This window comes from Paraburkholderia sp. GAS199 (assembly GCF_050436585.1).
Taxonomy (GTDB): domain Bacteria; phylum Pseudomonadota; class Gammaproteobacteria; order Burkholderiales; family Burkholderiaceae; genus Paraburkholderia.
Genome location: NZ_JBNDMM010000013.1, coordinates 124993 through 137892, shown reverse-complemented (window position 1 = coordinate 137892; position 12900 = coordinate 124993). Strand labels below are relative to the sequence as shown.

Below are 12900 nucleotides of genomic sequence, written 5' to 3'. Positions count from 1 at the left end.
GGGGAAGCGGTTCGGGCGCCAGCCTGTTCCGAAGGATTCACCGGATTGCGATGGCGGGTTTCGTTTGCCGTCGCTGCTGTTCTAACCCAAGCAGCCGATTGGCTGACGGGACCAAGACTGACCGGGTACGCCATGGTGGTGTGACCGGATTAAGTTGGGAAAGATAAACCATGATCCAGACCGAAACTCGGCTTGAAGTGGCCGACAACACCGGTGCGCGTGAAGTCATGTGCATCAAGGTTCTCGGCGGCTCGAAGCGTCGTTATGCCAGCATTGGCGACATCATCAAGGTGACCGTCAAAGAAGCAACGCCGCGCGGGCGCGTGAAGAAAGGCGAAATTTACAATGCCGTGGTGGTTCGCACCGCCAAGGGCGTGCGCCGTCAGGACGGCTCGCTGATCAAGTTCGATGGCAACGCTGCAGTGCTGTTGAATGCCAAGCTCGAACCTATTGGCACCCGTATTTTCGGGCCTGTTACGCGCGAGTTGCGCAGCGAACGATTCATGAAAATCGTTTCGTTGGCACCTGAAGTGCTGTAAGGAGTCGCGATGAACAAGATTCGCAAAGGTGACGAAGTAATCGTCATCACCGGCAAAGACAAAGGCAAGCGCGGCGTCGTGCTGTCCGTTGGCGAAGGCAAAGTGATTGTCGAGGGCATCAATCTCGTCAAGAAACACGTCAAGCCGAACCCGATGAAGGGTACGACGGGTGGTGTTGAAGCCAAGACGATGCCGCTGCAAATTTCGAACGTCGCATTGGTCGACGCGAATGGCAAGGCGTCGCGAGTAGGCATCAAGGTCGAAGGAGACAAGAAGGTTCGTTTCCTTAAGACGACCGGTGCTGAGCTGAGCGCCTGACGCTGCGGAGTAAAAAAATGGCTCGTTTGCAAGAGTTTTACAAAGAAAAGGTTGTACCCGGCCTCATCGAGAAGTTCGGTTACAAGTCTGTGATGGAAGTGCCGCGCATTACCAAGATCACCCTGAACATGGGTCTTGGTGAGGCGGTTGCTGACAAGAAAATCATCGAAAACGCCGTCGGCGACCTTACAAAGATTGCTGGCCAGAAGCCGGTTATCACGAAGGCACGCAAGGCGATCGCTGGTTTCAAGATCCGTCAAGGCTATCCGATCGGTGCAATGGTCACGTTGCGTGGTCAAGCAATGTACGAATTTCTGGACCGTTTCGTGACGGTTGCGCTCCCGCGTGTGCGTGACTTCCGTGGCGTTTCGGGTCGTGCGTTCGATGGTCGCGGCAACTACAACATCGGTGTGAAAGAGCAGATCATTTTCCCCGAAATCGACTACGACAAGATCGACGCACTGCGTGGGCTGAACATCAGCATCACGACGACTGCGAAGACCGACGACGAAGCAAAGGCTCTGCTCGCCAGCTTCAAGTTCCCGTTCAGAAACTGAGGTTACCGTGGCTAAACTGGCACTGATCGAACGTGAAAAGAAGCGTGCTCGCCTGGCCGCTAAGTACGCTCCCAAGCGTGCTGCGCTGAAAGCGATTATCGGCGATATGAGCAAGTCGGACGAAGAGCACTACGCAGCACGTCTGGAACTGCAACAACTGCCGCGCAACTCTAACCCGACCCGTAAGCGCAATCGTTGCGCAATTACCGGTCGCCCGCGTGGCACGTTCCGTAAATTCGGGCTGGCGCGTAACAAGATTCGCGAAATCGCGTTCCGCGGCGAGATCCCTGGCCTGACCAAGGCGAGCTGGTAATAGGAGAAACGTAAATGAGCATGAGTGATCCTATCGCCGATATGCTGACTCGCATCCGCAATGCGCAGATGGTTGAGAAAGTCTCGGTGACTATGCCCTCGTCGAAAGTCAAGGTTGCGATTGCGCAGGTCCTGAAGGACGAAGGCTATATCGATGATTTCGCAGTGAAGTCTGAAGGTGCGAAGTCTGAATTGAACATCGTGTTGAAGTACTACGCTGGCCGTCCGGTGATCGAGCGCATTGAGCGCGTCTCGAAGCCTGGTCTGCGTGTGTACCGCGGCCGTAACGACATCCCCGTGGTCATGAATGGCCTCGGCGTGGCAATCGTGTCGACGCCGAAGGGCGTGATGACGGACCGCAAGGCGCGCGCTACGGGCGTTGGCGGCGAAGTCATCTGCTACGTCGCTTAAGGCCGAAAGGAGAGAAACATGTCTCGAGTAGGTAAAAGCCCGATCGCGCTGCAAGGCGCAGAAGTGGCCCTGAGCGACGAACGCATTACCGTCAAGGGTCCGCTGGGCACGATTTCTCAGGCTGCCAACAGCTTGGTGAAGGTGGTAAACGACAACGGCACGCTTAAGTTCGAGCCGGTTGACGAGAGCCGCGAAGCGAATGCGATGTCGGGCACGATGCGCGCACTAGTTGCGAACATGGTGAACGGCGTGACGAAGGGTTTCGAGCGCAAGCTGACGCTGGTTGGCGTCGGTTACCGCGCACAAGCGCAAGGCGACAAGCTGAACCTGTCGCTGGGTTTCTCGCACCCTGTGGTGCACCAGATGCCGGAAGGCGTTAAGGCTGAAACCCCGACGCAAACCGAAATCGTGATCAAGGGGATCAACAAGCAACAAGTTGGCCAAGTCGCTGCAGAAGTGCGCGGCTATCGCCCGCCGGAGCCCTATAAGGGCAAGGGTGTGCGTTACGCCAACGAGGTTGTGATCCTCAAAGAAACGAAGAAGAAGTAAGGGTGCGCAATCATGGATAAGACTCAATCTCGCCTGCGCCGCGCTCGTCAGACGCGTATCAAGATCGCTGAGCTGCAGGTCGCGCGTCTCGCCGTGCATCGCACGAACACGCACATCTATGCGCAAGTGTTCTCGCCGTGCGGTACGAAAGTGCTCGCCAGCGCGTCGACGCTCGAAGCCGAAGTGCGTGCGCAATTGGCTGATCAGACGGGCAAGGGCGGTAACGTCGCTGCCGCTACCCTGATCGGTAAGCGCATTGCAGAAAAGGCTAAGGCTGCCGGCATCGAATCCGTCGCCTTCGACCGTTCTGGTTTCCGTTACCACGGCCGCGTGAAAGCGCTGGCTGATGCGGCGCGCGAAGCCGGACTCAAGTTCTAAGGGAAGAATTCGTCATGGCAAAGATGCAAGCGAAAGTTCAGGCTGACGAACGCGACGACGGCCTGCGCGAAAAGATGATTTCGGTCAACCGCGTGACCAAGGTTGTGAAGGGCGGCCGGATTCTCGGTTTTGCCGCACTGACCGTGGTTGGCGACGGTGATGGCCGCGTCGGTATGGGCAAGGGCAAGGCAAAGGAAGTGCCGGTCGCTGTTCAGAAGGCGATGGAACAGGCTCGCCGCAACATGTTCAAGGTGCCGTTGAAGAACGGTACTCTGCAACACGAAGTGCACGGTAAGCACGGCGCATCGATGGTCCTCCTCGCTCCGGCGAAGGATGGTACCGGTGTGATCGCTGGTGGCCCGATGCGCGCAGTGTTCGACGTGATGGGCGTGCAGAACGTTGTGGCCAAGAGCCACGGCTCGACGAACCCGTATAACCTCGTTCGTGCAACGCTCGACGGTCTGCGTAAGCAGTCGACTCCGGGTGATATCGCGGCGAAGCGCGGCAAGTCCGTCGAAGATATTCTGGGCTAAGGTGGACACCATGTCTGATAAAACTGTCAAGGTCCAGCTCGTCAAGAGCCTGATCGGCACCCGTGAAACGCATCGTGCTACGGTGCGTGGCCTCGGTCTGCGCCGACTCAATTCGGTTAGCGAGTTGCAGGACACGCCGGCTGTGCGCGGCATGATCAACAAGGTTTCGTACCTCGTTAAGGTCATCGGCTAAGCGGCTGACCAGGACTCAAGGAGTTGATAATGGAATTGAATAACCTGAAGCCGGCTGAAGGCTCGAAGCACGCTAAGCGTCGCGTCGGCCGCGGTATCGGCTCCGGTCTGGGCAAGACTGCTGGCCGTGGTCACAAAGGTCAGAAGTCGCGTTCGGGCGGCTTTCATAAGGTTGGCTTCGAAGGCGGTCAAATGCCGCTGCAACGTCGCCTGCCGAAGCGTGGCTTCACTTCGCTGACGAAGGAATTCATCGGTGAAGTGCGTCTCTCGGATCTGGAAAAGCTGCCGGTCGACGAGATCGATTTGCTCGCGCTGAAGCAAGCCGGTCTGATCGGTGAGCTGATCAAGAGCGCCAAGATCATCGCGACGGGCGAGTTGAAGCGCAAAGTCGTTGTGAAGGGTCTGAGTGCGACGAAGTGTGCGCGCGCTGCTATCGAAGCAGCCGGCGGCTCTTTTGCCGAGTAACGCGCAAGTTATTTGCCGTCACTAGCATTTGCATCGGAGAAGGTACTTGGCTAACAGCCCGAGTCTCGCAAAACCCGGTCGCAGCGCGGCGAAGTTTGGCGATCTACGTCGGCGTGCAGTGTTTCTGCTGCTGGCGTTGATCGTCTACCGTATCGGCGCGCATATTCCGGTGCCGGGTATCGACCCGGACCAGCTGGCAAAACTGTTTCAAAGCCAGTCGGGCGGCATCCTTGGCATGTTCAACATGTTCTCGGGTGGCGCACTTTCACGGTTCACGATTTTTGCGCTAGGGATCATGCCGTATATTTCGGCGTCGATCATTATGCAGTTGCTGGCGATCGTATCGCCGCAGCTCGAAGCGCTGAAGAAAGAAGGTCAGGCAGGTCAGAGAAAGATTACGCAGTACACGCGAATCTTTACTGTGCTGCTGGCGACGTTCCAAGCTTTCGGCATTGCCGTGGCACTGGAAAATCAGCCGGGCCTGGTGATTGATCCGGGAATGGTATTTCGTTTGACGACGGTCGTGACGCTGGTGACCGGCACGATGTTCCTGATGTGGCTGGGTGAGCAGATCACGGAACGTGGGCTTGGTAACGGTATTTCGATCATCATTTTCGGCGGTATTGCTGCGGGCTTCCCCAACGCAATTGGTGGTCTTTTTGAATTGGTGCGAACCGGTTCGATGAGCATCATCTCGGCGATCATCGTGGTTGCGCTGATTGCGGCGGTGACGTATCTGGTTGTGTTTATTGAACGCGGCCAGCGCAAGATTCTTGTGAATTACGCCAAACGCCAAGTCGGTAACAAGATTTACGGCGGCCAGTCTTCACATTTGCCGCTAAAGCTGAATATGTCGGGCGTGATTCCGCCGATCTTCGCATCGTCGATCATTCTCTTCCCGGCAACTATCCTGAACTGGTTTAGTTCGGGGTCGCGTACCAGCTGGTTCGCAGACACTCTGCACAATGTGGCTGAGGCTCTCAAGCCTGGCCAACCTGTGTATGTGTTGCTGTATGCGTTGGCGATCGTTTTCTTCTGCTTCTTTTACACCGCACTGGTGTTCAACAGCCGAGAGACGGCCGACAACCTGAAAAAGAGTGGCGCTTTCGTTCCGGGCATCCGCCCGGGCGACCAGACGGCTCGATACATTGACCGCATCCTTACGCGTTTGACGCTGGCTGGTGCGATCTACATCGTGTTTGTTTGTCTGCTGCCTGAATTTTTGGTACTGCGCTGGAACGTGCCGTTTTATTTTGGTGGAACGTCGCTGCTGATCATTGTCGTCGTCACAATGGATTTCATGGCGCAGGTGCAGTCGTACGTTATGTCGCAACAGTATGAATCGCTGCTGAAGAAAGCTAACTTCAAAGGCGGCGGCGTCCCGATGCGTTGAAAGGACTTATGGCCAAAGACGATGTTATCCAGATGCAGGGTGAAGTCATCGAAAACCTGCCTAACGCTACCTTTAGGGTGAAGCTGGAAAACGGCCATGTCGTATTGGGACACATATCCGGCAAGATGCGGATGCACTACATCCGAATCCTGCCGGGCGACAAGGTGACGGTTGAATTGACGCCTTACGATCTGTCGCGTGCGCGGATCGTGTTCCGGGCGAAGTGATTTGAAAAAAGGGTAATATCATGAAAGTGATGGCATCGGTTAAGCGCATTTGCCGCAATTGCAAGATCATCAAGCGCAAAGGCGTTGTGCGCGTGATTTGCAGCTCTGATCCGCGCCACAAACAGCGTCAAGGCTGAACGCCGCGCTTTTTGCTGCGCTTTTTGTTTGAGGAAAAACAATGGCTCGTATCGCAGGGGTTAACATCCCGAATCACCAGCATACCGAAATCGGCCTGACGGCAATTTACGGTATCGGCCGCACGCGCTCGCGCGACATTTGCGTCGCTGCTGGTGTGGCATTTTCGAAGAAGGTCAAGGACCTGAACGACGCAGACCTCGAAAAGCTGCGTGAAGAAGTCGGCAAGTTCATCGTTGAAGGCGATCTGCGCCGTGAAACGACGATGAACATTAAGCGCCTGATGGATCTCGGCTGCTACCGTGGCGTGCGTCATCGCAAGGGCCTGCCCCTGCGTGGCCAACGCACGCGTACGAATGCCCGTACGCGCAAGGGTCCGCGTCGTGCAGCGCAATCGCTGAAGAAGTAAGCGGAACTGACAGTTACAGGAAAACGTAATGGCTAAGGCTTCGAACAACTCCGCGGCGCAACGCGTTCGCAAGAAGGTCAAGAAGAACGTCGCCGAGGGCGTGGTTCACGTTCACGCGTCGTTCAACAACACCATCATCACGATCACCGATCGTCAAGGCAATGCACTTGCTTGGGCAACGTCGGGTGGTCAGGGCTTCAAGGGTTCGCGTAAATCGACCCCGTTTGCAGCCCAGGTGGCAGCCGAATCGGCTGGCCGCGTGGCGATGGAATACGGCGTGAAGAACCTCGAAGTGCGTATCAAGGGCCCCGGTCCTGGTCGCGAGTCGGCGGTGCGCGCGCTGCATGGTCTTGGCATCAAGATCACCGCGATCTCCGACGTGACTCCCGTCCCGCACAACGGCTGCCGTCCGCCGAAGCGTCGTCGTATCTAAGACGCTGTTTTCGTGAGCGCCTGTTGACGCCGGATTAATGCCGGCGACGACAGGCTGCTTGCGCTATTGAATTGACTAAGCCCACCGTTCGGCCCAAAGGGTTCGGACTAGCACGAGTGCGCAGCATTTGTGTGATCAATCAACGAAGGAATTAACGTGGCACGTTATATCGGCCCTAAGGCCAAGCTGTCCCGCCGTGAAGGCACTGACCTCTTCCTGAAGAGCGCCCGTCGCTCGCTCGCTGACAAGTGCAAACTTGATAGCAAGCCCGGTCAACACGGCCGCACCTCGGGCGCGCGTACGTCCGATTACGGCACGCAGTTGCGCGAAAAGCAAAAAGTTAAGCGCATCTATGGTGTCCTCGAGCGTCAATTCCGCCGCTACTTCGCTGAAGCCGACCGCCTGAAGGGCAACACGGGTGAAAACCTGCTGCAACTGCTCGAATCGCGTCTCGACAACGTTGTGTATCGCATGGGCTTTGGTTCGACGCGCGCAGAAGCACGTCAACTGGTCAGCCACAAGGCGATCACGGTGAATGGCGTTGTGTCGAACATCCCGTCGATGCAAGTGAAGGCAGGCGACGTTGTCGCAGTTCGCGAACAGTCGAAGAAGCAAGCGCGTATCGTTGAGGCGCTGTCCTTGGCTGAGCAAGGCGGTATGCCGAGCTGGGTTGCTGTCGATTCGAAGAAATTCGAAGGCACGTTCAAGTCGAAGCCGGAACGCAGCGACATCGCTGGCGATATCAACGAAAGCCTGATCGTCGAATTGTATTCGCGGTAATCGGATTAACGGCCGGGGCACCCCGATTGCGTTATGCAAGGGGGCGTCTCGGCTGTTTATTTTCAGGTTGTTACCGGTCAGCCTTATCGGTGTAACGAGCCGAGGGTATTGAAAAGGAAAACCTATGCAAACCAGTTTGTTGAAGCCCAAGATCATCGCTGTTGAATCGCTTGGTGAGAGCCATGCGAAAGTGGTCATGGAACCGTTTGAACGCGGTTACGGCCACACCTTGGGTAACGCGCTTCGGCGCGTGCTGCTGTCGTCAATGGTTGGCTATGCGCCGACCGAAGTGACGATTGCGGGCGTCGTACATGAATATTCGACGCTGGACGGTGTGCAAGAGGACGTAGTCAACCTGTTGTTGAACCTGAAGGGTGTCGTATTCAAGCTGCATAACCGTGACGAAGTGACGGTTACGCTGCGCAAGGAAGGCGAAGGCGTTGTCACTGCTGGCGACATCGAACTCGCGCACGATTGCGAAGTGATCAATCCGGATCACGTGATTGCGCATCTGTCGAAGGGCGGCAAGCTCGACGTACAAATCAAGGTCGAAAAGGGCCGTGGTTATGTACCGGGCAACGTGCGCCGTTATGGCGAAGAGTCGGCCAAAATCATCGGCCGTATTGTTCTGGACGCATCGTTCTCGCCGGTTCGCCGCGTGAGCTACGCTGTTGAAAGCGCTCGCGTCGAACAGCGTACCGACCTCGACAAGCTCGTGATGAACATCGAGACCAACGGCGTGATCTCGCCGGAAGAAGCGATCCGTCAATCGGCTCGCATTCTGGTTGATCAGTTGTCGGTGTTTGCTGCTCTGGAAGGCACGGAAGCAGCGGCAGAAGCACCGTCGCGTGCGCCGCAGATCGACCCGATCCTGTTGCGTCCGGTCGATGATCTCGAACTGACGGTTCGTTCCGCGAACTGCCTGAAGGCCGAGAACATTTACTACATCGGTGATCTCATCCAGCGCACGGAAAATGAGTTGCTCAAGACCCCGAATCTGGGTCGCAAGTCGCTGAACGAAATCAAGGAAGTGTTGGCGTCGCGCGGTTTGACGCTCGGCATGAAGCTCGAAAACTGGCCGCCTGCAGGTCTGGACAAGTAATCGAGTCGTCACGTCGGGATTGAACCCGTCCGCTGTACTGGCAAAGACGCGGATTTTCCTTTAAAATCCGCGTCTTGTCTTTTTTAACTACCGGCCCGTGCACTCTTTTTCGGTTAGGAATTGAGCGCGATAGAAGAGCTGGACCAAAACTTTGAATCAAAGGAATTAACATGCGTCACCGTCATGGTCTGCGGAAACTGAACCGCACGAGCAGCCACCGTCTGGCAATGCTCCGTAACATGTCCAACTCGCTGATCGAGCACGAAGTCATCAAGACCACGCTGCCGAAGGCAAAAGAACTCCGCAAGGTTGTCGAGCCGCTGATCACGCTCGGCAAGAAGCCGTCGCTGGCAAATCGTCGTCTGGCGTTCAATCGCCTGCGCGATCGTGACTCGGTCACGAAGCTGTTTGAAGTGCTGGGCCCGCGTTACGCTACCCGTCCGGGCGGCTACCTGCGCGTCCTGAAGTTCGGCTTCCGCGTTGGTGATAATGCACCGATGGCACTGGTCGAACTGCTCGACCGTCCGGAAGTTGAAGAAACCGAAGTTCAAGAAGCTGAATAAGCTTTCTGTATCGGAAAAAAGCCAGGCATTGCGCCTGGCTTTTTTTTTGGGGGGCCGGTCTTATGCCGCTGCGACTGGCAATGCACGTAGCCCTCTTGCAGGGAGAAAAGCGCCGGTAGTGCGACGTCCGCGCCAGCAGCGGCATGGTCCCAGGTGATACGATAACGGCACCCGAATCGTGCATGTCCGGAGCTTTTTTGAACGTGATCTTGATGCTGACGACAACGCCGGACGCCGCAACGGCCAAGAAGCTCGCTGACGACGCGTTGGCGGCCCGGTTATGCGCCTGCGTGACGCAACTGGGCGCCGTCCAGTCGAGCTATCACTGGCAGGGAGCAGTCGAGACGGCGCAGGAGTTTCAGCTCCTTTTCAAGACCAGCGAAGCGCGTGCGCTCGAACTCGAGCAGTACATTCAGTCGCATCATCCCTACGACACCCCGGAAATACTCTTCTGGCAAGCGACGGCGTCAGCTGCGTTCGGCCAATGGGTCATTGCTGAAACACAACGTCCTATCCATGTTTAACCGTCTTGAGCGACGTACGCATGACGCGTTACGTGCACTTCTCCTTCTGATTGTTTGCCTGGTCGGCGTGCAATTCAGCTTGCCCGCTCGTGCTGCCGACGACTTCCTCGATCCCGCTGCGGCCTTCAAGTTCAGTGCGAGCGAGAAGCCGGGCGAAGTCGACGTGACCTACAAGATTGCCGACGGCTACTACATGTACCGCGAGCGTTTTGCGTTCGCGACGCGCAACGGTTCGGGCACGATCGGCGAAGCGCAACTGCCGGCCGGCCACGTCAAGTTCGACCAGACTTTCAACAAGAACGTCGAAACGTACCGCAACGAGTTGACCATCCGTATCCCGGTCAAGCAGGCGCAGGGGCCGTTCGATCTGGCCGTTACCTCACAGGGTTGTGCTGACGCCGGTATCTGCTATCCGCCGATGGAGCGCGTGTACCACGTGAGCGGCGCCGCTCTGCAACCGGCGGGCACAGCCGCTGCCGTGACGCAGCAGATGCAACAAGCCCAAGCCGCCGACGCGCCGTGGTACGAGCGCGCCACGAGCGCAGACTACGCGCAATCGCTACTTCAGGGCGGTGGGTTTTTCGCGGTCATCGGACTGTACTTCGTCGCCGGCGCGGTGCTGAGCCTGCTGCCTTGTTCGTATCCGATGATTCCGATCTTGTCCGCAATCATCATCGGCGAGGGCGCTCGCGTGACGCGTGCCCGAGGTTTCACGCTGTCGCTCGCGTACGTCATTGGCATGGCGCTCGTTTATACGGCGCTCGGCATCGCCGCTGCGCTCGTGGGGCAAAGTCTCGGCGCCTGGTTGCAAAATCCGTGGGTCCTCGGCGTTTTCGGCGTGCTTCTTACGCTTTTCGCGCTGACGCTCATCGCGGGCTTCGACATCGCTTTGCCGCAACGCTGGCAGGACGGCGTGTCGCGTGCGTCGAACGGACGCTCGGGTGGCAAGTACGCCGCCGTGGCGGTGATGGGGGCGCTCTCGGCGCTGGTCGTCGGTGCCTGCATGACTGCGCCGCTGTTTGCCGTGCTCGCATTCATCGCGCATACCGGTAACGCGTTTCTGGGTGGCGCGGCGCTTTTCGCCATGGGCTTGGGTCTGGGCGTGCCGCTTCTGATCATCGGCTTGGGCGCCGGAACGCTATTGCCGCGCGCCGGCAGTTGGATGGACGGCGTGAAGGTCTTTTTCGGTGTGGTGTTGCTCGCCGCCGCGCTCTGGATCGTCTGGCCGGTGCTCGGCGCGTCCGCCACGATGTTGCTGAGCGCGTTGTGGCTGCTCATCGCCGCCGCCGCGCTGGGTCTTTTTTCTGCGTCGTCGACCGGCGCCTCGGTGTGGCGACGGCTCGGCCGTGGTGTCGGGGCCGCGCTGGCAATCTGGGCCGCTACGCTGCTGGTCGGACTTGCCGCGGGCTCATCGGATCCTTTGCGGCCGCTGGCCGTGCTGGCCGCTCGCGGCGTCGAATCGGGCGCTGCAAACGTTGCCTCGAACAAGCCAAATGCGAGCCCTCAGAGCGATTTGACGTTCGGTGCCGTCCGTTCATCGACCGAACTCGACCAGGCCGTCAAAACCGCCGCACAGCCCGCCATGCTCGATTTTTACGCGGACTGGTGCGTGAGCTGCAAGGAGATGGAGAAATTCACGTTCAGCGACACGCGCGTTCAGGCAAAACTCAAGCAGATGAACCTGCTGCGCGCCGACGTCACCGCCAATAATGCCGACGATCAGGTCCTGCTCAAACGCTTCAGCCTGTTCGGGCCGCCCGGCATCATCTTCTTCGATCAAAGCGGCAAAGAAGTGCTGCGAGTGGTCGGATACGAATCCGCGGACAAATTTTTGCGTACGCTCGATCGCGCTGGCGCTCCCGGGGCCTGACAGGCGGCATCAAACACCCAGGAAGGACGGCAAAAAAATGGAGGCAGGACCCAGCGGTCCGCCTCCATTTTTTTTACCGTCAAATAAAGCGGCGCTGAGCAAAGCGCCGCAGCATTTCACTTTTGCGACCGCAGGATGCGCGCAGCATCGAGTGCAAAGTAGGTCAGCACGCCGTCTGCACCGGCCCGCTTGAACGCCAGCAGCGATTCCATCATCGCTTTGTCGTGATCGAGCCAGCCGTTCTGCGCCGCCGCTTTCAGCATCGCGTATTCGCCGCTCACCTGGTACACGTAAGTCGGGAAGCGGAACTCGTCTTTCACGCGCCGAACGATGTCGAGATACGGCATGCCCGGTTTGACCATGACCATGTCCGCGCCTTCGTCGATGTCCGCTTTGACTTCGCGCAGCGCTTCGTCCGAGTTGGCCGGGTCCATCTGATAGGTCATCTTGTTGCTTTTGCCGAGGTTCGTCGCGGAACCGACGGCGTCGCGGAACGGGCCGTAGAACGCCGACGCGAACTTGGCCGCATAAGCCATGATTCGCGTGTGAATATGGTTTTCGCTCTCGAGCATTTCGCGGATCGCGCCGATACGGCCGTCCATCATGTCCGACGGCGCCACGATGTCGACGCCAGCCTCGGCTTGCGCGCGAGCCTGTTCGAGCAGGATCTCGACGGTTTCATCGTTGATCACGTAGCCTGATTCGTCCAGCACTCCGTCCTGGCCGTGGCTCGTGTACGGATCGAGCGCGACGTCGGTCAGCACGCCGAGATCGGGGAAGCGCTTTTTCAGCTCGCGGACGGCGCGCGGAATCAAACCGGCGGGGTTGGTCGCCTCGCGGCCATCCGGTGTTTTCAGCGACGGCTCGATCGCCGGGAACAGCGACAGCACCGGCACGCCGAGTTCGACGCATTGCTCGGCGACGCCCATCAGCAGATCGACGGACACGCGCTCGACGCCCGGCATCGACGGGACGGCTTGCCGTACGCCGGTGCCTTCGACGACGAACACGGGGTAGATCAGATCGTTGGTGGTGAGGATGTTTTCTCGCATCAGGCGACGCGAGAAGTCGTCGCGGCGCATACGGCGCGGACGGTAGTGCGGGTAGAAGCTCATATCGAATCGAAGATCGTGGATGTGTGGAGTGGACAAGTAACGCCTGCCTCCGCTCCCGGAAACTTTTCGAGACAATGGTATATCATACCGATCGA

At 58.0% G+C, this 12900-nt stretch carries 21 protein-coding genes; 20 read left to right on the top strand and 1 reads right to left on the bottom strand.

Features of this window, described 5'->3' with window-relative positions; all coding sequences use genetic code 11:
* Positions 1 to 170: 170 nt before the first annotated feature.
* The 20 genes from rplN to dsbD all read left to right on the top strand — a co-directional run bounded on the left by rplN (position 171) and on the right by dsbD (position 11690).
* The gene (gene rplN / locus P3T18_RS35160; RefSeq protein ID WP_006052212.1) at positions 171 to 539 is read left to right on the top strand and encodes a 50S ribosomal protein L14; all 369 of its coding nucleotides are present in this window, start codon (positions 171 to 173) and stop codon (positions 537 to 539) included.
* A 9-nt stretch (positions 540 to 548) separates the two neighbouring features.
* The gene (rplX, locus tag P3T18_RS35155; protein ID WP_006052213.1) at positions 549 to 857 is read left to right on the top strand and encodes a 50S ribosomal protein L24; all 309 of its coding nucleotides are present in this window, start codon (positions 549 to 551) and stop codon (positions 855 to 857) included.
* Between the two features lie 17 nt (positions 858 to 874).
* The gene (rplE, locus tag P3T18_RS35150; RefSeq protein WP_006052214.1) at positions 875 to 1414 is read left to right on the top strand and encodes a 50S ribosomal protein L5; all 540 of its coding nucleotides are present in this window, start codon (positions 875 to 877) and stop codon (positions 1412 to 1414) included.
* A 7-nt stretch (positions 1415 to 1421) separates the two neighbouring features.
* Positions 1422 to 1727, top strand: coding sequence for a 30S ribosomal protein S14 (gene rpsN / locus P3T18_RS35145; RefSeq protein ID WP_094778389.1), 306 nt, complete (start codon positions 1422 to 1424; stop codon positions 1725 to 1727).
* A 14-nt stretch (positions 1728 to 1741) separates the two neighbouring features.
* The gene (gene rpsH / locus P3T18_RS35140) at positions 1742 to 2137 is read left to right on the top strand and encodes a 30S ribosomal protein S8 (RefSeq protein ID WP_006052216.1); all 396 of its coding nucleotides are present in this window, start codon (positions 1742 to 1744) and stop codon (positions 2135 to 2137) included.
* 18 nt (positions 2138 to 2155) lie between these two features.
* Complete coding sequence (gene rplF, locus P3T18_RS35135) at positions 2156 to 2686, top strand: 50S ribosomal protein L6 (RefSeq protein WP_028199570.1); 531 nt, start codon at positions 2156 to 2158, stop codon at positions 2684 to 2686.
* Positions 2687 to 2698: 12 nt separating this feature from the next.
* The gene (rplR, locus tag P3T18_RS35130; RefSeq protein ID WP_006052218.1) at positions 2699 to 3064 is read left to right on the top strand and encodes a 50S ribosomal protein L18; all 366 of its coding nucleotides are present in this window, start codon (positions 2699 to 2701) and stop codon (positions 3062 to 3064) included.
* A 14-nt stretch (positions 3065 to 3078) separates the two neighbouring features.
* Positions 3079 to 3597, top strand: coding sequence for a 30S ribosomal protein S5 (rpsE, locus tag P3T18_RS35125; RefSeq protein WP_006052219.1), 519 nt, complete (start codon positions 3079 to 3081; stop codon positions 3595 to 3597).
* A gap of 10 nt (positions 3598 to 3607) precedes the next feature.
* On the top strand, positions 3608 to 3790 hold the full coding sequence (rpmD, locus tag P3T18_RS35120; protein WP_028199571.1) for a 50S ribosomal protein L30: 183 nt from the start codon (positions 3608 to 3610) through the stop codon (positions 3788 to 3790).
* Positions 3791 to 3819: 29 nt separating this feature from the next.
* Positions 3820 to 4254: a 50S ribosomal protein L15 gene (gene rplO, locus P3T18_RS35115; protein ID WP_429304576.1), complete on the top strand. Its 435-nt coding sequence runs from the start codon at positions 3820 to 3822 to the stop codon at positions 4252 to 4254.
* Between the two features lie 46 nt (positions 4255 to 4300).
* Positions 4301 to 5647, top strand: a complete 1347-nt coding sequence (secY, locus tag P3T18_RS35110; protein ID WP_042329256.1) for a preprotein translocase subunit SecY — start codon at positions 4301 to 4303, stop codon at positions 5645 to 5647.
* 8 nt (positions 5648 to 5655) lie between these two features.
* Positions 5656 to 5874 carry a translation initiation factor IF-1 gene (infA, locus tag P3T18_RS35105; RefSeq protein WP_004521905.1) on the top strand — a complete coding sequence of 73 codons (219 nt, stop codon included), beginning with the start codon at positions 5656 to 5658 and terminating at the stop codon, positions 5872 to 5874.
* 20 nt (positions 5875 to 5894) lie between these two features.
* A complete protein-coding gene (gene rpmJ, locus P3T18_RS35100) occupies positions 5895 to 6011 on the top strand; it encodes a 50S ribosomal protein L36 (protein ID WP_004199844.1) in 117 nt (38 codons plus the stop codon).
* Between the two features lie 41 nt (positions 6012 to 6052).
* The gene (gene rpsM / locus P3T18_RS35095; RefSeq protein ID WP_006052223.1) at positions 6053 to 6418 is read left to right on the top strand and encodes a 30S ribosomal protein S13; all 366 of its coding nucleotides are present in this window, start codon (positions 6053 to 6055) and stop codon (positions 6416 to 6418) included.
* 28 nt (positions 6419 to 6446) lie between these two features.
* Positions 6447 to 6851, top strand: coding sequence for a 30S ribosomal protein S11 (gene rpsK / locus P3T18_RS35090; RefSeq protein ID WP_006052224.1), 405 nt, complete (start codon positions 6447 to 6449; stop codon positions 6849 to 6851).
* A gap of 156 nt (positions 6852 to 7007) precedes the next feature.
* Positions 7008 to 7631, top strand: a complete 624-nt coding sequence (gene rpsD, locus P3T18_RS35085) for a 30S ribosomal protein S4 (RefSeq protein ID WP_429304575.1) — start codon at positions 7008 to 7010, stop codon at positions 7629 to 7631.
* Between the two features lie 124 nt (positions 7632 to 7755).
* Positions 7756 to 8733, top strand: a complete 978-nt coding sequence (locus P3T18_RS35080; protein ID WP_007730697.1) for a DNA-directed RNA polymerase subunit alpha — start codon at positions 7756 to 7758, stop codon at positions 8731 to 8733.
* A gap of 170 nt (positions 8734 to 8903) precedes the next feature.
* Positions 8904 to 9296 (top strand): 50S ribosomal protein L17, encoded by a 393-nt coding sequence (rplQ, locus tag P3T18_RS35075; RefSeq protein ID WP_008923330.1) that lies wholly within the window; start codon positions 8904 to 8906, stop codon positions 9294 to 9296.
* A gap of 212 nt (positions 9297 to 9508) precedes the next feature.
* The gene (gene cutA, locus P3T18_RS35070) at positions 9509 to 9820 is read left to right on the top strand and encodes a divalent-cation tolerance protein CutA (RefSeq protein ID WP_429304591.1); all 312 of its coding nucleotides are present in this window, start codon (positions 9509 to 9511) and stop codon (positions 9818 to 9820) included.
* The gene (dsbD, locus tag P3T18_RS35065; protein WP_429304574.1) at positions 9813 to 11690 is read left to right on the top strand and encodes a protein-disulfide reductase DsbD; all 1878 of its coding nucleotides are present in this window, start codon (positions 9813 to 9815) and stop codon (positions 11688 to 11690) included. The genes cutA and dsbD overlap by 8 nt, the downstream gene beginning before the upstream one ends.
* 116 nt (positions 11691 to 11806) lie before the next feature.
* On the opposite strand, the gene hemB is transcribed toward dsbD, so the two are convergent.
* Positions 11807 to 12805 carry a porphobilinogen synthase gene (hemB, locus tag P3T18_RS35060; RefSeq protein WP_429304590.1) on the bottom strand — a complete coding sequence of 333 codons (999 nt, stop codon included), beginning with the start codon at positions 12803 to 12805 and terminating at the stop codon, positions 11807 to 11809.
* Positions 12806 to 12900: the final 95 nt, after the last annotated feature.